At 34.4% G+C, this 21,098-nt stretch carries 15 protein-coding genes; 1 reads left to right on the plus strand and 14 read right to left on the minus strand.

Annotated elements, in window-relative coordinates; all coding sequences use genetic code 11:
- Positions 1–2: 2 nt before the first annotated feature.
- The 5 genes from DK508_RS14280 to cyoE all read right to left on the minus strand — a co-directional run bounded on the left by DK508_RS14280 (position 3) and on the right by cyoE (position 3,746).
- Positions 3–656, minus strand: a complete 654-nt coding sequence (locus DK508_RS14280) for a hypothetical protein (protein ID WP_109301473.1) — start codon at positions 654–656, stop codon at positions 3–5.
- Positions 657–765: 109 nt separating this feature from the next.
- A complete protein-coding gene (locus DK508_RS14285; protein WP_109301474.1) occupies positions 766–1,125 on the minus strand; it encodes a cytochrome C oxidase subunit IV family protein in 360 nt (119 codons plus the stop codon).
- A gap of 22 nt (positions 1,126–1,147) precedes the next feature.
- Positions 1,148–2,131 (minus strand): cytochrome c oxidase subunit 3, encoded by a 984-nt coding sequence (locus tag DK508_RS14290; protein WP_109301475.1) that lies wholly within the window; start codon positions 2,129–2,131, stop codon positions 1,148–1,150.
- Between the two features lie 140 nt (positions 2,132–2,271).
- A complete protein-coding gene (locus DK508_RS14295; RefSeq protein ID WP_109301476.1) occupies positions 2,272–2,853 on the minus strand; it encodes a cytochrome c oxidase subunit 3 in 582 nt (193 codons plus the stop codon).
- On the minus strand, positions 2,844–3,746 hold the full coding sequence (gene cyoE, locus DK508_RS14300) for a heme o synthase (RefSeq protein WP_109302725.1): 903 nt from the start codon (positions 3,744–3,746) through the stop codon (positions 2,844–2,846). Before cyoE ends, DK508_RS14295 begins: the two co-directional genes overlap by 10 nt.
- Positions 3,747–3,988: 242 nt before the next feature.
- Here cyoE and DK508_RS14305 point away from each other — a divergent pair, with 242 nt between their 5' ends.
- A complete protein-coding gene (locus DK508_RS14305; protein ID WP_109301477.1) occupies positions 3,989–4,858 on the plus strand; it encodes an MBL fold metallo-hydrolase in 870 nt (289 codons plus the stop codon).
- A 59-nt stretch (positions 4,859–4,917) separates the two neighbouring features.
- Here the strand turns inward: DK508_RS14305 and DK508_RS14310 are convergent, their stop codons facing one another.
- From DK508_RS14310 to DK508_RS14350, 9 genes are all read right to left on the minus strand, one after another.
- The gene (locus DK508_RS14310) at positions 4,918–5,664 is read right to left on the minus strand and encodes an energy transducer TonB (RefSeq protein ID WP_160114720.1); all 747 of its coding nucleotides are present in this window, start codon (positions 5,662–5,664) and stop codon (positions 4,918–4,920) included.
- Positions 5,665–5,774: 110 nt separating this feature from the next.
- The gene (locus DK508_RS14315) at positions 5,775–6,500 is read right to left on the minus strand and encodes an energy transducer TonB (RefSeq protein ID WP_109301479.1); all 726 of its coding nucleotides are present in this window, start codon (positions 6,498–6,500) and stop codon (positions 5,775–5,777) included.
- A 144-nt stretch (positions 6,501–6,644) separates the two neighbouring features.
- Positions 6,645–7,067, minus strand: a complete 423-nt coding sequence (locus DK508_RS14320; protein WP_160114721.1) for a VanZ family protein — start codon at positions 7,065–7,067, stop codon at positions 6,645–6,647.
- Positions 7,039–7,419 carry a glycine cleavage system protein GcvH gene (gcvH, locus tag DK508_RS14325; protein ID WP_109301481.1) on the minus strand — a complete coding sequence of 127 codons (381 nt, stop codon included), beginning with the start codon at positions 7,417–7,419 and terminating at the stop codon, positions 7,039–7,041. The genes DK508_RS14320 and gcvH overlap by 29 nt, the downstream gene beginning before the upstream one ends.
- Positions 7,420–7,555: 136 nt before the next feature.
- Positions 7,556–14,686, minus strand: coding sequence for a cell surface protein SprA (gene sprA, locus DK508_RS14330; RefSeq protein WP_235016416.1), 7,131 nt, complete (start codon positions 14,684–14,686; stop codon positions 7,556–7,558).
- A 56-nt stretch (positions 14,687–14,742) separates the two neighbouring features.
- The gene (ruvA, locus tag DK508_RS14335) at positions 14,743–15,324 is read right to left on the minus strand and encodes a Holliday junction branch migration protein RuvA (protein WP_109301483.1); all 582 of its coding nucleotides are present in this window, start codon (positions 15,322–15,324) and stop codon (positions 14,743–14,745) included.
- A gap of 123 nt (positions 15,325–15,447) precedes the next feature.
- The gene (locus tag DK508_RS14340) at positions 15,448–17,772 is read right to left on the minus strand and encodes an NADP-dependent malic enzyme (protein WP_109301484.1); all 2,325 of its coding nucleotides are present in this window, start codon (positions 17,770–17,772) and stop codon (positions 15,448–15,450) included.
- Positions 17,773–17,928: 156 nt separating this feature from the next.
- Positions 17,929–19,773: a trehalase family glycosidase gene (locus DK508_RS14345; RefSeq protein WP_109301485.1), complete on the minus strand. Its 1,845-nt coding sequence runs from the start codon at positions 19,771–19,773 to the stop codon at positions 17,929–17,931.
- Complete coding sequence (locus DK508_RS14350; protein ID WP_109301486.1) at positions 19,763–20,983, minus strand: sugar MFS transporter; 1,221 nt, start codon at positions 20,981–20,983, stop codon at positions 19,763–19,765. The genes DK508_RS14345 and DK508_RS14350 overlap by 11 nt, the downstream gene beginning before the upstream one ends.
- Positions 20,984–21,098 lie beyond the last annotated feature (115 nt).

Genomic DNA, 21,098 nt, shown 5'->3' on the forward strand with positions numbered 1-21,098 from the left:
TACTATTTATCTTTACGGTCTGCTTTGTATTTTTTTAAGGCCAAACGATACTCGGCTAATATTACTTTGATATCATCAACCATTACATTTGATAAATCCGCAACAGAACTAGCATCGTAACCATATACTTTTGGCTCATTTTCTTTTAAATTCTCATCCCTACCCCTTAAATTTCCATCTTTATCAATAATATAGACAAAGTTGGTTGCTAAATTAGCATCCAATCGGTGAGGTGTCTTAAGTGTAGCAAAAAGGCTTTTAATACTTTCTGGCGTACCAAAAACAAATTTCCATTGAGAGACATCAGTTATGTTATCCAACTCATCAAGGAGTTCTTTTACAGCCGTTTCACTTCCATAAGGCAATACCATTACGAATTGAAAATCTTGAAAGCCATGATTTTTTTTATAAATCTTCTGATTTAAATTGAAAGCGTTACCTTGTTTATTGTGTACATCTTTACCCAGAAATCCTAGTACGGTAATCTTATTTTTTAAAGTAATATTTTCTTTAGAAAGTTCTTCTAAATTTTCAACTCCTCCCACCTCATTATTCAATACTGGAAGTTTTGCAAAATTGTGTACTCCTGAAGCAAAAAATAAATACGCTACCAGAGGTAATACAAATAAAATACCTAAGACAAGAAACTTTTTCATTACCCGTATCTTTTTACTTTTTTAAACATGAATAAATTGCGTACAAAAATAGAAAAAGACGGTTTAAAAACCGTCTTTTTACAATGCTTTTAACTAAACATACAAAGGATTAAAAGTCCCAGGCTTTATATCCTCCTTTAAACACTTCGTATATATAATCTCCTTCGGTAAGAAGGATAAATATCAAATAACAAATTAAGAAGATTGCCGTCCAAACTACAGATCTTCTTAATCCTTTAGTTTCACCTTCCATGTGCATGAATGCCCAGGTGATATAATATGCTTTCCAAATAGTAAGAATAATGAAAATCCAATTTAGTAATTTCATACTAATTACTGTCGTTTCTATCAAAAACGCAGGTTTTATAATACCCAAAATTACTTCTACTATTGTAATTACTGAAAGTAAAAAAAATACTTTCCAGATTCTTCCTATGTTTGATTCGTGATGTGCTGTATCGTGTGCCATGTTATCTAACTACTAATTTTTATTAAACCAGGTAAAAGAATGTAAATACAAATACCCATACTAAATCGACAAAGTGCCAGTATAAACCAACCTTCTCTACCATCTCATAATTCTTTCTTCTTTCATAAGTACCAAGAATAACATTGATAAAGATGATGATGTTAATTATCACTCCAGATAATACGTGAAAACCATGAAAACCTGTAATAAAAAAGAAGAAGTTAGCAAATAACGGAGTCCCATATTCATTATGGATTAGGTTAGCACCTTCTACAACCCCTATAGCATCTGCTTTTAATCTTCTTAAAGATTCTTCTCTTGATAAAATCGTTTTCTCTCCTTTTTCGGTTAAAAGTTGAGTTCTAATCAATAAATCTTTATTCTTGGCAAAACCAGCTCTTATTTCTTCAACGGTATATGTAGGAAGCGCAGCTTCTTTATCAAACCAAATTCCGTTTTTTCTTTCGTGCTGTGTTCTATCTTTATGCGAATCTACAATAGCAATATCTTTTAATGCCACTCTATGACCGTCGGTATCCAAAAATTGTAAAATCTGCCCCCCTTTAGTCTCTACTGCACCGTACTCACCTTTAATAAAGTTTTTCCACTCCCATGCCTGTGATCCAACAAAAATCGCTCCTCCTATAATAGTAAGGAACATATATAAAATTACTTTTTTCTGTTTCATGTGGTGACCCGCATCAACTGCTAACACCATTGTAACCGAAGAAAAGATAAGTATAAACGTCATTAAAGCCACATAATACATTGGAGCATCAACTCCATGCAAAAATGGAAAGTGATTAAATACTTGATCTGCTATAGGCCATGAATCAATAAATTTAAATCTTGAAAAACCATATGCGGCAAGAAAACCTGAAAATGTAAGTGCATCTGAAACGATAAAAAACCACATCATCATCTTACCGTAACTCACTTTGAGTGGCTCGTTCCCACCCCCCCAGATCTTATCCTCTGTACCTGTTTTAGTAACAGCTGTTTCCATATAAAGAATTTGGTATTGTTAAATTTTCCACAAAAATAATCAATTTTATCATTTCACCTCCCCAAATCTATTTTTAATTAAATCAAATGTGATTCAATTTGCAAATACATTTTTATAGTACTGAATATACAGATTAAGGCTTATTTCACGAAATACAAAAACAAAAACAGATAAACCCACAGGAAATCAACAAAATGCCAATACATAGCACCGAGCTCAAGACCAAGTGTCTGACCTATTTTATATTTTTGTTTAAAATGATTATAAATTACTACTAAAAGAACTAAAAGTCCTCCTACAATATGCGCTAAGTGCGTTACCACAATGATAAACATAAAGGTAGAAATGATATTTGAAGTAGGGCCTGTAAAATGATACCCTTGATTAACAATATCATTAAAACCTTCAAACTGCAAGAAAACAAATAATACACCCAAAGCCAATGTCGTTAACAACAATGCCGTAGCCATACCTCTATTATTATTCTCTATTGCTTTCTTAACCAGATAAAATGTAACACTACTTGCCAATACAACTAATATACTATATATAAAAGGTTGAGGAAAAACCAAATCGGTAGACCAATCCTTTCTAGTTTTACTAACCACATAAGCACTAGTAAGACCGGCGAACACCATTGCCATACTAACCATAGCAAACCACATCATCGTCTTTTTCGATCTATCTATTTTCTCTTGTGTAGTTCCTTGTGTTAAATCCATACTCTAATAAATTTATCTGCAACATATATAATCTGTAACAGTGTTATATACAAAACACTCATCAACATCAATTGTTTAGCCGCTTTGGCATCTCTAATTTTATATAATCGAATTGCAGATCTTAATAAAATCAGTCCTAAAATTAAAATAATAACCCCAGAAACGGGTGTGAGATATAATTTACCTGTCACACCAAATACTGGCACTACTGAAGTTACTACGGTCCAAAGTGTATAAATAATTACCTGTACGGCTGTACCTTGATCTCTTTTACCCGTCGGAAGCATAAAAAAGCCGCCTTTTTTATAATCCTCATACAAAAACCATCCAATCGCCCAAAAATGCGGGAATTGCCAAAAGAATTGCACCATAAACAAGGTGCCTGGTTCGATTCCAAAATCATTTGTAGCAGCCACCCAACCTAACATAAAAGGAATAGCACCTGGTATAGCACCCACAAAAACAGATAGAGGTGTTTTTGTCTTTAAAGGAGTATATAAACTAACATAAATAAATATTGAAATTGCCCCAAACATTGCAGTTTGCGGATTGATAATATACAATACAATAATACCAGATATAGTAAAAACAGTTGCGATAGCAAGTGCTGTATTCACAGACATTCTCCCTGATGGGACCGGTCTGTTTTTGGTACGACTCATAAGCTTATCCAAATCTCTTTCGATGACTTGGTTAAATGCATTAGAAGCTCCTACCATAAAATACCCTCCTACTGCCAAAAGTAAAAGAGTACTCCAAGACACCGTTTCTACACCTAACAAATATCCCGCTACCGAAGAAAAAACAACACTTAACGCTAAGCGCATTTTTGTAATTTCTTTAAAATCCTGAACAACAGAAATTTTTGTAGTATCGACTTGGGTTATGCTCAAATCTTGCACGTTTTCTAAATAGCTTTTTTAAAAGTGGTGCAAAGATATATCTTAAAAGCTTTTTAGACAACTTATAACTCTCTATAATTCACCTTTTAACACCTATCATCTTTCTAATTCGTTTTTAACGACCTTACAAATAAGCAATTTCTAACAGAACAATTTGATTATCAAAAGAGTAATAGGTTGTAATTTTTGTATTTTCCTCGCGACAAAACGAATTAAAACACACAATAACATTTATGAAAAAATTATTTATCCTAGGATTATCCCTGATTTGGTTTACTTCTAGCGCACAACAAAAAGAGGTTACTATCACCATAGATCCTGTTTCTGAAAACATATATATGCTCACTGGTCAAGGGGGTAATATTGGTGTTTTTAAAAATGAAAAAGGATTATTTATTATAGATGACCAATTCGCAAGGTTATCCGAAAAAATTCTTACTGGACTTAAAACAATAAGCGACAACCCCGTAACTATGGTAATTAATACACATTATCACGGAGATCATACGGGAGGAAACGAAAATATGACCAAACAAGGCGCCACAATCTTTGCTCAAAAAAATGTACGATCAAGAATGGAGAATGCACAAAAAGAAAAAGGGAGTGTTAACTCAAACACTTTGCCTGTAATTACCTTTGATGAAGGATTGCAATTATACTTTAAAGATGAAAACGTTAAAGCATATCATGTACATAATGCACATACTGATGGAGATGCGTTGATCTATTTTGCAAACGGAAATGTCCTACACATGGGTGATACGTTTTTTAATGGTCGCTACCCGTATGTAGACTTAAACTCTGGCGGAAGTATCAAAGGATATATCAAAGCCTCAGAAAAAGCATTACTTATCGCAAATGATGACACAAAAATCATCCCAGGTCACGGAGCGTTGGCAAGCAAAAAAGATTTACAAGGTTTCTTGACAATGCTAAAAGAAGTTACAGCTAATGTTCAAAAGGAAATAGACGCAGGTTCATCTGAAGATGCAGTCGTTAAAAACAAAGCGCTAACTGCAAAATACGATGCAAAAGATTTTGGAAGCGGTTTTATAAATCCAAAACGAATGCGAAAGACAATTTATTTAAGTCTTACCAAATAAGATTAAATACGCTATAAAATTCAAAGAGCCTGTCAATACATTGACAGGCTCTTATTTTTTTAATCCTGTATTTTAAACACAATAGGCAATTGATATTTTACCTTTACAGGAACTCCTCTTTGCATACCAGGAGTCATCTTTTTAGGAAACAAATCAATTACTCGCTTTGCTTCTTTTTCTAGTTTAGGGTGCGCTGCTCTCACTCTAATATTCTTAATCACCCCATCTACATCTACTTCAAATTGCGCATAGATTCTTTGCACGCCGGTTAATCCATATTTTTGCCCTAGTTCTGTGTTAAACTTTCTAGAAACAATTCTTTTAACCTTATCAGAAAAACATGCTGCTCTTTCTTTATTAGTTTCTAAAGTTTCGCATCCAGGAAAAACAGGCACCCATTCGATCTTGGTAAAAGGAACAGCCTCGACTGGCACATCCTCTGGAGCATCAATTATCTCACTAGGATCAATCGGGTAAGATTCGGTAGGCTGCACTGCTTTGAACTCCTCTTTAGCCTCATTAATAGCCGCCTTATCATCGACAATTTCGAAATCATTTGGATTAACAACTGGTTTAGTTCGTTTTTCGGCAACTACCTTTTTCTTCGGCTCTTGATACTCAATAAAATTACCATCCCATACATAAGATGGTTCATTATCAATGGTAATAGGAGGCACATGATTCGCTATAGGCTCAGCCGTATACACCTCAAACATAAAATACGTAAATAATAGACTTGCAATAAGTCCAATCTGGAAGTTCACCAATGTACTTTTTCGTACATTAGCATCGTGCTTGTTACTCATAATATTTTGTTTTAACGTTACAATTAAAACTGAATCAACAAGCATACCAAAAAAAGAATCCCGTCTACATTACTGTAACGGGATTCTGATATTTTAAAGTATATTTTTCCTTAGTCCTGAACCTGAAAAACAATTGGTAAAGAATACAGTACACCTACTGCTTTTCCTCTTTGTTTTCCTGGAGTCATCTTAGGAAGCAACTTAATTACTCTATTTGCTTCTTTTTCTAATCTAGGATGCGGTCCTCTAGCCTGCACACCTACAATATTTCCTCCTCTATCAATTTTAAATCTCACATAGATTCGGTTTACACCTGATAATCCTAATTCACTACCAAGCTCTGTATTAAACTTACGGTTAACAAATTTCTTAACCTTATCACTCATACATTTTTTCTTTGCTGCATTTCCTCCGGCATTTTCACAACCAGGGAAAATTGGCACATTTTCGATAACTGCAAATGGTACATCTGCAATCTCTTCTTCTTCTTCAACATCTTCTACTTCTTCAACCTCTACGATTTCCTCTTCCTGATTTGTTTCAGTAGATTCGATAATAGTCTCTTCTACTTCTTCTTCATCCTCTACTACATCAATAATTTCTGGTGCAGGTGGAGGTGGAGGAGGTGGAGGAGGTGTATTCAAATTTTGAGTAATTGGCACATCTTCCTCTTCCAATTCATCAAGGTTTACTTGACCAATATCGATATTACTTCTATCATACGTTTTCCACTCTATTCCTCGCCATGTTATAAACAACACTAGAATAAGACCAAGTTGAAGGAACAAGGTACTTCTTCGGCTTAAATCGGATTTAGGATTTTTCTTTGGTTCCATAATTATATTACGTTATAGGATTGCTAAAATAGCTAATTTCTTTTGTAATTTCCAATTAAAGATTGAAATGTAAATCAAAAAATAGGTTTTTTAACTTTTACACTACCTTTTATTGAAACAAAAACTTTTTTAAAAAGTGCCTATTTAGGCTATTAGCGGCTTCTCCTTGTTAAATCTAATCAATTTATTTTCAAATACTTTCAATAAAATTACCGCAATAATTATACCGCTTGTATTTGCCAACACATCATACCAATCAGAACTTCGATAATTAGTTAGTGTTGCTTGCAATAATTCCATAAGCCCCCCGTAAAAGAAACATATAACCGAAGCTTTAACCACACTTTGGGTAAAATTCTCACTTCTTCTTTCTGAAAAAAAGAAAAACAAAAACCAAACTACAGTAAAAATAAAATAAGCAATAAAGTGACCTATCTTATCACTTCCTTTTACTTCGACATCTACAGGCACAACAAATTTTGCTAAAGATGCCCAGGTTATGACTATGGTGTATAAAACAACTTGTGCTACAAGGTATTTATGCGCCAATAATTTCTTTATACCCATCTGCAGATAATAAGTCATCGATTTGAGAAGTATCAGACATTTTGATTTTCACCATCCATCCTTCTCCATAAGGATCATTATTTACCAATTCTGGATCACTTTCTAATCCCTCATTAAATTCAACTATCTCTCCCGAAAGTGGTAAAAACAAATCTGAAACTGTCTTTACAGCCTCAACTGTACCAAAAACCTCTTCACGGTCAAGTTCTTCGTCTAACGTTTCTACCTCAACATAAACGATATCTCCTAATTCGCCTTGTGCGAAATCTGTAATGCCTACTATAGCAATATCACCATCAATTTTGATCCACTCGTGATCTTTGGTATATTTTAATTCTGAAGGAATATTCATCTGAAAAAAGTATTTATGAGTTTTTATTATTTCCGACGAAAATAATTCTATTTTATTAGATTTAAAGAAAACCGTGCTAAAAAATTATTAAAAAACAATTGTCAACAACCTTCTTGAAGAAGAAATTGCAAAAAACCTAATTTCCGAAATTATATCTTAAGGTAAATCCGCCTCTAATCGTAGTCTGCGGAAATGCTGTTGAAATTGAATATTCAGAGAACGTATGGTCATAAAAGAACAGCGCTGTAAGGTTTTTACTTAAAGCATAGTCTGCGGTAAGTTTTAACCCATAAATATCCTGACCCGCTGTTATTTGAGTATTCTCCAAATCTAAATAACGGATTAACGTTTCGTTTTGGCGCAGTGATAAATCTGCTCTAAGGTTAAGATCACTTTTGATCACTTGTTTCCTTCCGGCAATCCTTGTTGCAAAAGTAAGATCTTGTAACCTATACCCTAATCCAATAATATATTCATTACCCTGAATTTCGGTTAACAAATTATTATCGAAACTTAAAGACAATGCCCGATCTTTTTTCCACTCTGCCAAAATCTTAATCGAATTTTTCATTTCCATGTCCAATCTCACCAGAGGACTAAACTGTTCTGTAAGATTAACATTAGAGTACAACTCAGGGTTTCTAAAATTACCTGCCTGATCAACTACAGATGGGTTGTTTTGTTCAAATTCTAAGTTTGTTCTAAATTGATTTATAGTATAATTGGCTCGATATCCATGGGCTACCGAAAAACGCTTAAAACGCTTCTTAAACCATTTCAAATTCATTAAACCGGTATACTTTACGTCCCAATTTGGTAATGGCACATCTCTAAAAGCTCCTTTTCGAACTTTATCTGGACTAGATCCTGAATACGCAGATAAAAATGCAGGTAATAATACTGCCTGATTTGTTTTTCCAAACCCTACAGGATAACGATATCCATTAGGTTCTTGTTCTGCGCTTCTTGGAAACGAAGGCGTACCATAAAACTCGGTTGCCAAACGATCTGCTATCACCTGTCTGTTATCCCTAAAGTCATCAAAAGCTTCAGAAGTAAATTCGTCACTTTTCTTAAAAGCTGTACTAATAAGTAAGGTAGAAATTGTAAAGTTTCCAAACACATTAGGTGTTAATGATTCATATTCTAAATCACTATTAACCCTATAGTTTTCAGTAAAGGTTTCAGAATAGTTTCTATTGGCACTGATATCTACTTTTAGATCTTTAATCAAACCTAATGAAGCCTGGATATTAAGCTGTCTCCCTTCGACCTCTTGATATTGTTGATTAAAATCTTGATATAAGGTAAGCCAACCGTTACGTGCCGCTATATCTCTTATTTCGGCCTGACTACCAAAAGTAAATCCTACGGTAGGCTTTAAAGTACCCACAAAACCTGGTTCTCTTATATACCCTGGTAATAATATCCCATTATCCTGTTGATAATTAACATTTACCTTTTTTACAGAAGTAACCAAACCTATCAAAGTATTGTATGCCATATCTCCTATACTTAATTTACTTTTAGGTTTTTTAGTTTTTACTTTGGTTTTTGCTCCTTCTTTATTTTCTAATTTTGGTCCCTCTTTTTCTTTTGCTCCCTTTTTCGATTTGGCATTTCTTCTACCAGCTTTTATTTTAGTTAAACCAACATACTTATATAAAGTATTCATATCGAGAGAACTATTAACCGTATGCACATTTGCATTTTGAACAGTATTCCCTAAATCAGGGATTCCTTCTAATGTTTTTAAAGCTTCACTTCCTTTTACCCATTGAAAATCTGCGTTGTACGTATACGTTCCTCTTATAAACTTAAGCGCTGGGATTTTCTTAAAAGGAACTTCATAATTTACTTGCAACTGCTGGTTATGCGTATTGGGATCTCCTATCTCAAAAAATCCACTCCACACATCTATCTCATTATCAACAACATTATTCTCATCAATAAAGTTTTTTACAATCCTATTGTTTGCCGAAGTAAAACTAAAGTTTAGAGATTTTGTCAAGTTGTAATTAATCCCAAATTGCCAATCAAAAAGAAAATTACGCTGAAATAACGCTGGTAATCTAATATCATCAGGACCTAAAGTAATATCTCTAAACACCTGCTCATTATACTGTCTATTAATATTCGAATTTACAGAGATACTGGTAGGTAGTAAATTGAAATTAAAATCCTTTATCAAATCGAAATATTTACTCTTCCCTAAAAATTTAATTTTCTTGAAAGGTTCAATCTCTTTTGGCTGAAAATTAAAATCATAGGTTCCACCTAATCTTACATTTTGATCTAAAGATTTCTCTATTTCAAAATCACGATGATCTGTTTGATTATAGGTTCCCGAAAATGTAAAGTTCTCCACATCATAAGGCATAGGCTTACCTTCTCCCGTGCGTTCTTTACGTAATCCTATAAGATTAAAACTTTGTCGTTTGGTATAATCGGTAGACTGTCTTTCAACCCTTTCTTTTTCATCTGGATCGGTAATACCATCAAGTCTATCCTGAAGTTCTATATCTTGAAATTCTGGATCAAACTGCGGTGTTATTAATTCTTCTCCTCTACTATAATTAAAAGGGATTTGAACACCCCATTTTTTTGGAAGCAATTGACCAATATTAACATTTGTCGTTAAATCGTATTGCCTAAGATCTTCTCTACTTCTTTCATTAGGACCCTGTTCTATACCACCAAATCCAATAGTACTAATTCTTCCTGATGCACTAACGTTTGCAAAATCCGCAATATTAGCATCCATATTAGCAACAGCAGCCCATCCACCTCGATTTTTAAGATCTGTAAGACGCATTTCATTAAACCAAACTGTCCCAGTCTGATCACTCCCGCTATCGTTTTTAACCCCAACCATCATCACTCTTATATCACCAAAATTTGGATTACCCTTAACACCAACTCTAAGACCATTTGGCCCTGCGAAATAATTAAGTTCTCCTGGACTTAAGGCATCATCACCCAAAACATTTGACTTAATTTCCTGAAGAAATTCTAATGGAAGATTCAACCTATTTCCTTCTGGCCAAACGGCATCTTGTGATACATCACTTAAAGCCGAAACCGTAAGCGGTAATTCGACCTGGTAGAAATTATTGGTAAAATCGTTACCCATTCTAATAAATGCAGTAAGATCACCATCTTGAACCTCTAATTGATTAAGCACAGGCTCGGCATGCAAGAACATTTCGAGGTTTTCATATTGCCTCATGTCTACATTGAAATTCTTATATACTCCTCTGGCATCACCCGAACGAAGATTGTTGACTGTTAAAGCCAACGATCTTTCATCTTCTCTTATGATATTATTGTTGTTATTTAATTGCTCTCTCACTACACCTGGAGGTGTAACATAATTTGGAGTTTCCTCTTCACTAACAGAAGTTACTATAACTTCAGTATCTCCGAAAGCATTTAAACCACTGGTTGGATCGTTAGTTTGGTTCCCTTCTACCACGTATCTTCTATAATCACCTCTTACCAAATCCAAATTCCCAAATCTTAACAAAACAGGCTGATCAAAATCCGTTAAGAACATTCTCATGAAACGTATAGACCTAAAATCACTAACATTAAATTCACTAGTCGGCTCATAAATAGGCACCTTAAATCTCACCCATCTTGTTTGAATAACTCTTCCCTCTACTTCGACTTCCTGTATAGGAGCAACATCAGATATATAACCTGTACCTCCATCATTTCCTTGCGCCATTCCTTCAAAAATCGGAATCTCATATTGGAAATAACTATTGATGGTATTCATCGTGTTATCTCTATTCACATCTTCTGCAGTAGGAAAAGTTGTATTTCCTCGATCATCGTTGGTTACATCTGTTGGTGAATTTCCTTGAGTACCGTTGTAATCTTTATATCTATCCAAAATATCTCCACTACCTTGAAGAAAATATCTATAGTTATCTCCTGAAGGGTCATCAAGTGACTGGAAGTCTGCAAATTCTGGTTTCAATTTTTCATTTGCATCACTAAGCCCATCAAATCCAGCATCCTGATCGGTTCTTGCCTGACCTTCGGTATCAAATGCATAAATCAATGATTGATTTACAGGAACTCTGGCATATTCACTATCAACAGTATTACCATCAGTTCCTTGAGATGGTAATCCATTTTCATATTGCTTTCTACCATCTTTTAATACATCCTCACTAATATTACCTAAGTTGAACACTATGGTTCCGCTTGAAGATTCTGTTAATGCATCTTGATTACCTGTTCCTTCAAAAAATGGATCCATCAACCAGAATTCAATAAATTCTACATTAGCTTGTTCAAAATTAGTTGATGTTAGTTGTCTTGTTATACCTGCAAAGTTATTACTAGGGTCAGGTAAAGGCAATGAACTTCCTGGGGCATAAGCCGGGTTAAAGTTATACTGCCCTCTTTCGTTTGGGTTATAATTTAAATCCAACGTAAATAATGCCAAGGATTGCCCTTGAGCAATATCGGTATTAGGGAAAATCTCATCTATAAACACCCTTCTTGTAGCATTAGATGCTAAATCTTCATCTGTTATTCCGCTAGGTCTATTATTACTATAAAAAATTGGATCAATAGAATACCATGCTAATTTTGCACGCTGATAACCCGATTGAATTCCATCAACGACAATACCACTATTTGGAGCACCAGGATCACCAAAACCAATTGGAACACTAGATAGTTCCCAAGACAAAGGAGAACCTACATCGATTCTGGTTTGCGCACCTTCAAAATCATCGATATAAGTCGTTACTTTACCATCAAACTCAGCTCCTTTTGGCGCCCCTGCAATTAGATAGGCACCTTCTGCTCTAACAGACACATTAGAGGGCACATCTGTATCGATATTAGGTAACTTATTTACCATTCTAGTTAAGAAAGGAACTTCAGTCGAATAGCTTAAATTAAGTCCTAAAATCGTATTATTAATAGGCTCAAAATCATAACTAGATTTTTGCGTAATTGGTCTCTCATTAAGATTCAAATAGGTACCTCCAATAATAAAATCATCACTAAACTTATGCTCTATGTTAAGCCCTGTAAATCGCTTTGTTTGCTGCCCAAAGACCGCATTATTCTCTGTCGAAACTTGTATTGGGGTATTTGATGCTAATAATGCTTCATCCAATATATTCACTCTACCTAATTGATAATTCACAGAATAATCCACCCCTTCTTGCAATACTCTACCTCCTGCAGTAACAGTAACCGATCCTTGTGGCACATTAAAAGCCCCTAAAGGAATGCCATCTTGTCCAGATGACTTATACCTTCCTTTAAGCTGAAAATAGTTCTTATCAGCCGATCTTTGCTCGGCTACAACTTTAGTTTGTGTATAAAGATCTCTAAATACGTACTCGGCCTGGTTTGGGTTATATGAATCTGGATTGGTATAAATAGATCCCGCTGGACCATTATCTAATCGATCAAATAAATGCTCCCCAAAAGGTTCGATAGATGTAAAAATTATACGACCATTTTCTGTATCCACAGTTACTCCAGGAACATAATCAAAAAAACCATCCCCACCAGCTACTGGGTCATTATTTGGGTTAAGCCTATCTAAATTAAATACTTTTAGAAGTGTTGTTTGTTCTACATCATCCGGTAAAGGTAAAGTAGACCCTTCGGCTGCAGTTATATAATTTAAAGGAGAAGGGTTTGTATATAAAATGTTTAATCTAAAATCATTTTGTTCAAGTCTAAATGCACCTGTACTATAGATGTTTTTCATCATTAAATCCCAAATCGGAAGATTTACATTAGTGATTGGGCTTTTTAACATTTTAACCACCAAACTTTGACTAGAACCGACATCAACTGTACTATCCGTATTGTCACCTATTGTGGCATCTACACCATCATTAGCAAACTCCCCTACTTGGAATACCTGGCCACCTACGGTATATTGATAAGCAACTGCCAAAACCTCATCATTGTTAAGGCGCTGGTTCAAAGAAATATACCCCAATTGAGTATTTAAATTATATTCGGTAGTATTTAACTTTCGAGAATTCTCTAAGATTGCATAATCAAATCCCTCATTAAACCCAGAAATTGGGCCAATAAATCCTTGTTGAACAGTAGGGATTTGCCTAACCGCATCGGTAATAGGACCTCCTGGACCTATCGCAAATGGATTAAGATCATTGTTTTCATTATCCGGAAATGCACCAGGCCCGGTATTAAACAAAGTAGCTGGAATGGTAAAATTTCCTGTGTCTGGGGCCTCACCTAAATCTTGAAGTGCAACAATATTACGTGCATTAGTAAGTGTTTGCGCACTTGTAGCACGATTGGTAATCCACACTTCTATTCTAGTAATCTGTATATTATTATTAATAAAGGGATAACTAGCCAAAGCGTTATCGTAGTTATCTCTAAAATAATGCGAGAGGAAGAAATGCCTATTCTCATCATAATCCAATGCAAAAAGTTCGAAATCCTCTACAGTACCACCACCTTGAACATTTACAGATCTGGTTTCGGACCTTTGTTCAGAAAACACTCCCGTAATTGTGGTTCGACCAAATTGCAGTCCCATCTTTACTCCAAAAAGACTTTGCGCTCCTTGAATCAGAGAACTATTTAAAGGCATACTTACATTACCTACTTCTATACTTTGTATAATATCATCCTCGGTAGGTGTATACTCTAATTTTAATTGATTTTGAAAATCAAATGTAGATTCGGTATCGTAATTGGCTGTTATTTGCAGTCTCGTTCCTATCTTACCTATTAAACTCAAACTAATTCGCTGATCAAAATCAAAGGTGAAATTACTTCGATTACGCGGAGAAAAGGCAGGATTATCCTGTTTCGTATATAACAATCCTAAATCCATTTCTACAGATCCCTGGGGAACAATTTCAATTTCATTACCTCCAAAAACAGATTCGAAAAAACTAGAATTCACATAAAAAATGGGAAGTAAATTTTTTCGCTTTTCTTCGCTTCCATCTTTTTTACCGCTAAATGCCTCGATTTTTTCTTTAAAATAAGCTCTACGTTGCTCTTCTGCAACGAGTGCTTCAAACTCTTTAGGAGTTAAAAACAAAGGATACCTAACATTAAAATCCCCCAACATTTCTCGATATATATATCGATTAGTAATGGGATCATATTCGTACTTGGTAACGATACTATTAGGATCCGGTAGTGAGATTTCACCTAAAGAAAATGTAGTACTTGTAGAATCACGAACGGTTTCGTTTTCTTGACCAAACAACACCCCACTATAAAGTGTTATCAAACATACTAATATTCTAAAAAAATCAAAGCGTAAATAATTCGAAGAACTCAATGTTTTTATAAATTTTTTAGTGCCTGTTTAATAATATTTTCAACTGTTTCGTTTGGGGTATTTTTTAGGACCTTGTCTACGGCCTTTTCTGCGAGCTTTCGATTAAATCCAAGGGTTTCTAATGCTGATAACGCTTCATCTTTATTAGTATTGCTTTGCAACACTGAAACTTCATCAATATTATATACTTTAAGTATCTTATCTTTTAAATCAATAATTACTCGTTGAGCTGTCTTAGCTCCAATTCCTTTAATAGATTGAATTGTAGCAACATCATTAGAAGCTATTGCCTCTTTAATTTGATCTGGATGCAACGATGACAACATAGTCCTAGCCGTACTTGCTCCTATCCCAGAAACAGAGATCAAAAGTCTGAAAATTTCTCTTTCAGATTTTTCGGCAAAACCAAATAAGGTATGTGAATCTTCTTTAACCTGTAGATGCGTAAATAACTGAAGTACTTCTCCTTCTGGAATCAAAGAAAACGTATGTAATGAGATATGTAATAAATACCCTACTCCATTACATTCAATAACTACATCAGTAGGATTTTTCTCTACAAGCCTCCCTTTGATATGTGTGATCATGTGTTGAGTTGATGTTAAGCAACCAAATGTAATAAAATTATACTATATAAAAAGGATAAAAAAATAAGCTTTAAAAAATGATTTTTAAAGCTTATCTCTGTTACAATATATTTTATAGAACTTTTACTTTAAATCTTGCAAAACTCCTTTTGTAATCAATGATAAATCACGTTCTCTTTTTTCTTTTTCTTGCGCATCAATAACTGCTACAGCCGCCATATTTATCATTTCTTCAACACTTGCACCTAGTTGAAGGATGTGAACTGGTTTATTCATCCCCATCATTATCGGTCCTATAGACTCTGCGTTATTTAATTCACTAAGTAATTTATAATTACTATTAGCCGCATCTAAACTTGGGAATATCAAGGTGTTCACTTTTTTTCCATTTAGTTTCGAAAATGGAAACTTATCCTTTCGCATACGTCTATTAAGTGCAAAATTCATTTGCAATCCTCCGTCTACAACTAGATTAGGATAATATCTATGTAAATAAGCCACTGCATCCTGAACCTTTTCTGCACTTGGGTGCTTAGAAGAACCAAAATTTGCATAAGAAATCATCGCTACTATAGGCTTAACCCCAAACATCTCTACTGTTCTGGCGGTCATTTGAGCAATCTTTGCCAATTCCTTAGAAGATGGGTCAATATTAATCGAAGTATCACTAATAAACAATGGTCCCTTATCCGTCATCATCACATTCATTGTTGCGATACGAGTAGCTCCTTTTGCAAGCCCGATAAGATCTAACATTGGCTTAACTACCGTAGGGTAACTTCTAGAATATCCAGAAAGTAAGGCATCTGCATCTCCTCTATCCACCATCATAGCGGCAAAGTAATTACGCTCTCTTAATAAACGCTGCGCATCATATAAGGTTATTCCTTTTCGCTTATTGGCTTCCCAATACATTTTTGCGTAGTGATTTTTCCTTTCGCACTCTTCATCTGCTTTGGGATCAATAATTTCAATTCCTGAAGGATCGAAATCGATTTCCTGCATTAATTCTAATATAATATCCTTACGCCCTAACAATATAGGAAAAGCAATACCTTCTTCTTTTACAGTTTGGGCAGCTTTTAAAACATCTAAATGATCTGCTTCAGCAAAAACAACTCGTTTAGGGTTTGTTTTTGCTCTATCTAATAATAATCGCACTAATTTATTATCAGTACCCATTCTTTCTAGCAATTCATCTTCATATTTCTCCCAATCGGTAATAGGCTCTGTGGCTACACCACTTTCCATTGCTGCCTTTGCTACTGCCGGAGGCACCTTTGCAATCAATCTTGGGTCAAAGGGTTTTGGAATTATATAATCTTTACCAAAATTAAGTCGAGTTTCTCCATAGGCAATATTTACCTGCTCTGGCACGGGTTCTTTAGCAAGTTCTGCTAAAGCTTTTACGGCTGCCATTTTCATTTCTTCATTAATTCCTGTTGCTCTTACATCTAGCGCTCCTCTAAAAATAAAAGGAAATCCTAGCACATTGTTTACCTGATTAGGATGATCACTTCTTCCAGTCGCCATGATCACATCCTTTCTGGTTTGTACTGCCAGGTTATATTCTATTTCGGGATCTGGATTGGCCATTGCAAATACAATAGGATCATCAGACATAGTTAACAACATATCGGGAGTTACTAGATTTGCCATTGATAAACCAATAAAAACATCGGCATCTACCATAGCATCTTCTAATTCATTAAGGTCTCTATCTGTAGCAAATTCAGCCTTTTCTACGGTAAGGCTATCACGATCTTTTCGGATCACACCTTTACTATCGGTCATGACAATATTTTCTGCTTTGGCACCAAAAGCCTTATACAGTCGTGTACAAGATACTGCAGCAGCACCAGCACCGCTAACTACTATTTTAGCTTCTTCTATTTTTTTTCCGGTTATTTCTAATGCATTTAATAATGCGGCTGCAGAGATAATTGCAGTACCATGTTGATCATCATGCATTACAGGAATATCCAGTTCTTCTTTTAATCGTCTTTCGATTTCAAAAGCCTCAGGAGCTTTGATATCTTCCAAGTTTATTCCGCCAAATGTGGGTGCTATATTCTTAACTGTTTCTATAAAGGCATCAACATCTTTTGTATCTACTTCTATATCGAATACATCGATGTCAGCAAATATTTTAAACAGTAATCCTTTTCCTTCCATTACCGGTTTAGAAGCTTCAGGGCCTATATCCCCTAGTCCTAAAACTGCTGTACCGTTAGAAATTACTGCCACTAAATTTCCTTTGGCAGTATATTTATATACATCGGCTGTGTTTTTTTCTATCTCTAAACATGGCTCTGCAACACCTGGAGAATATGCTAATGACAAATCCCTTTGCGTAGCATATTTTTTGGTTGGAACTACTTTGATTTTACCTGGAGTGGGCTTAGCGTGATACACTAATGCCTCGCTTCTTTTACTTTCGATACTCATACTAAATCAAGATAAATGTGCGAATACTAAGCTTACAAAGTTACAAGTCTATATGAGATGCAGAAATTTAAAGCTCTTAATCTTTGAAAAAATAAAGAATAGCAAAAAGTAATTATCTTTTTAACATATAAATTGATGATTGTTCAGCTATCTGTTTTATTTATTAAAAATATCATCAGGGTCGACTAACTCATTTAACTTATTTTTATACTCTATATTTAATAGACTTAATCCCAATTGATACGAAGCATTCATCCAACCAAAACCGCTAGAAGTAATATAATCAAACTCTGTACCTACATTACCATACTCTGCATATACTTTGTGTGTACATTTTACAACATCATATTTTTCGGGTATAGTGCCGTTATAGTTAACTGCATTTTTGGTAATCATCCATAACCATCGATACACCAATTCTTGTGTTTCGTTTTTAAAACCATAATTATTTAGCCCTCTCCAGATCAACATTTGATGTGGTGCCCAACCATTAGGGAAATCCCATTGACGTTGAGGGGCACTGATTTCGGTATCCTGAAAAAGATTCGCTGTACCTGCTACACCGCCTTTTTGAACTAAACTTTTATACAATTTTTTCACTAATACATTTGCTTGATTACTATCGCAAATTCCTGCCCAAAGTGGATAAAAGTTAGTCGCAGCATCTATAAGCTGTTGTTCTTGAGTAAGAAAATTATAATCATAGTAAGATTCCTTTTCCTCATTCCACATCCATTTATTCATTAACTTTTTCCTTTTTTCAGCTTTAGCTAACCAAAATTCAGAGGTATCTTCCTCAAAAGAATCATTAAATATATTTTTGATCAGATAAGCAATATCTACTTCATATTTATACAATAGACTATTAAGGCCAACCGTATTAAGATTTGCACAAATATCATCTAAACGATTCGAGGTATCATGACCACTTTCGCGCAAGGAACGATCATGAGTAAAATAACTATCTAACTCTGTATCAATTAGCAACCCGTTATTATATTTTTCAATAAACTCACGAAGGGTGACCTTATATTTATTTGCAAACTTTTTTAAGATAAAATCAAAATGTCCTTCCTCTGTTTCTGGTGGTATTCCTATCCCTTCACCAAAAAACCTATTAAGGCCTGTATTTGTTAATCGTACGCCTTTTTGCATCCAGACGGTCCTATATTCTAAAATAACCATCTTAAGGTTTTCATACATCCAATCCCTTGAAATTTCTTGATTTTTTTCATAGATTTCTCTCAATAGAGAACTAAAAAAAGGAGGTTGTGTTCTTGTAAGGAAATAACTTCTATTGGCATTCAAAATTTTCTTATAATGTCTAATCTGATACGCAAAATTATCTGCCATACTAACAGCCAAATCTTCACGCCCGTCAATAAGTAACCCGATAGATTCGAAATAACTATCCCATCCATACATTTCATTAAAACGTCCACCAGGTACGACAAAAGGAACACCTTTGCCTTCCTTGATTGCCAGTGATAACAATCCTGGTTCTTTATTAATGGATTTCACGTATTGGGGTGTAATATTCTCAGGTAATGTTTTAATTTTCAAACTTGGGATTTGTTCCTGCAAAGTTTTGTAATACTCCAGTCCAAATAAATCCTTTTCGGGCACATAAATTCTTTGCATTGTATCAGATGTTTTTTCATCATCAAGAATCTTATCCAAGCCATTTTTATCAATAGTACGCGTAAGATCGGTCCAAAAATAATCTTTGATCATTCTTGAAATACGAGAAGAAGGAGGTTCCTCTATTTTTTCTAAGGGGATTATAGCTATTTCCTTACCTAATTGCTGTTCTAAAGCTAGTTCTTGAAGTAAATTACTCAAATAATATGTTCCTTTAATGCTATAAGAATTTCCTTTCACACACTTTATTTCAAAACTTTTAGGCCCTTTGTCTTCTATGGTAATTTTTTTATCGGCATCAGTATCTTCTTGATCTAATAATGCCTGAATCGTTTGAGAAATTGGTAGTTTAAAGAGCATTTTTTACAGTAACTTTTCTTAGAATGAAATAAGAAATCAATAATAATCCCATTGGTAATAATGTATAATAGAATGCATTTTCGGGTCCTTCATTTTTGAACAACCAACCAATTATCCTCGAACCCAACGTACCTCCAAGAGCAGAAAAAACAACAATTAAACCTGTCATTGGGCTATGTAATCTTTCTGGCAAAGCGCTAAGTACCACAGAACTAAGTAATGGATAAATCGGAGCTATGAATAGTCCCACAATCGGAAATGCAAAACCAATAAGAGGTATATCTGCAAGAGTATTAATAGCTCCCACATTTATATTTACAGTTTTAGGAAGGATAAAAACAACCATTGCCATTGCTAATATGGTACATATAGAAAGTACCCAAAGCCAATTAATTTTTTGAGTAATCACTCCCGCAAATATCCTACCTATTGCTAGACATATTGCAAGAACACTAGCCATCATGATACTGACATTTTCAGGAAGCTTTAATACTTTATCGTTAAATGATGGCAACCAGGTCATAATCCCTTGTTCAATCATGACAAACAAAAAAGCGCTAATTACAAAAACAATAATCAAAAGTTTTGTTAACAACTTAAACATCTGACTGAAATCTTCTTGAAGATTAGCTCCTGGTATCTCGGGTTCTTTTTCAAAATTTGTAAAAAAGAGAAATAAAAACGAGGCTATAGACATTGCCGCCAAAAGCCAATACACGTTAAGCCATGAATTTGATTTTCCTTCTATATTAAAAAGTGGAAATAAAAAATAAGCCACAGCAATACCGATCATAAAAACACCTTCTATCGAACTCATTAGGCTATTATGCTCCTTCTCTCCTTGGGTCACCATTCCTATCATCGAATACACAGAAACTTTTATTAACGCAAAAGAAACTCCCACTGTAGCGAACAATATTTTTGCTGCTGTAAATGAATTACCGTAATACATTGATAAGCAAGCTACGGATACTAAAAACAAGCTTATAAGCATTGCTTTTTTATATCCTAATCTTGGAAGAAAAGAAGCGAGAAAAAAAGAAACTATAGCAATTGGCAAATCTTTAAAGGCCTCTAACACACTTGCTTGAACCTCATCAACGCCATAGTTATTTTGAGATTTTAATATAACAATACCTACACTGTTTAATAAAATTGCAAACACAAAGTAATTGAGATATAATGAAATTTTAATTGAAAGGTTTTTCATTAGAAAAATAGAACTATTTAATAAAGAATCAATGATTTAGTATACATCTAAATGTAATGAAATTTTATGACTAGCATATTACATACCCCCTACCTTATTACAAATAAAAGCAGGG

The sequence above is a fragment of the Aquimarina sp. AU474 genome, from assembly GCF_900312815.1.
Lineage (GTDB): Bacteria > Bacteroidota > Bacteroidia > Flavobacteriales > Flavobacteriaceae > Aquimarina.

Bases quoted from the DNA above. Each gene is read 5' to 3' on its own strand.
- DK508_RS14280 (WP_109301473.1), bottom strand. From the start codon at position 656: ATGAAAAAGTTTCTTGTCTTAGGTATTTTATTTGTATTACCTCTGGTA.
- ruvA (WP_109301483.1), bottom strand. From the start codon at position 15,324: ATGATCACACATATCAAAGGGAGGCTTGTAGAGAAAAATCCTACTGAT.
- DK508_RS14345 (WP_109301485.1), bottom strand. From the start codon at position 19,773: ATGCTCTTTAAACTACCAATTTCTCAAACGATTCAGGCATTATTAGAT.
- gcvH (WP_109301481.1), bottom strand. From the start codon at position 7,419: ATGAATATTCCTTCAGAATTAAAATATACCAAAGATCACGAGTGGATC.
- DK508_RS14285 (WP_109301474.1), bottom strand. From the start codon at position 1,125: ATGGCACACGATACAGCACATCACGAATCAAACATAGGAAGAATCTGG.
- DK508_RS14320 (WP_160114721.1), bottom strand. From the start codon at position 7,067: ATGGGTATAAAGAAATTATTGGCGCATAAATACCTTGTAGCACAAGTT.
- DK508_RS14350 (WP_109301486.1), bottom strand. From the start codon at position 20,983: ATGAAAAACCTTTCAATTAAAATTTCATTATATCTCAATTACTTTGTG.
- DK508_RS14290 (WP_109301475.1), bottom strand. From the start codon at position 2,131: ATGGAAACAGCTGTTACTAAAACAGGTACAGAGGATAAGATCTGGGGG.
- DK508_RS14340 (WP_109301484.1), bottom strand. From the start codon at position 17,772: ATGAGTATCGAAAGTAAAAGAAGCGAGGCATTAGTGTATCACGCTAAG.
- DK508_RS14315 (WP_109301479.1), bottom strand. From the start codon at position 6,500: ATGGAACCAAAGAAAAATCCTAAATCCGATTTAAGCCGAAGAAGTACC.
- DK508_RS14295 (WP_109301476.1), bottom strand. From the start codon at position 2,853: ATGGATTTAACACAAGGAACTACACAAGAGAAAATAGATAGATCGAAA.
- DK508_RS14310 (WP_160114720.1), bottom strand. From the start codon at position 5,664: ATGAGTAACAAGCACGATGCTAATGTACGAAAAAGTACATTGGTGAAC.
- DK508_RS14305 (WP_109301477.1), top strand. From the start codon at position 3,989: ATGAAAAAATTATTTATCCTAGGATTATCCCTGATTTGGTTTACTTCT.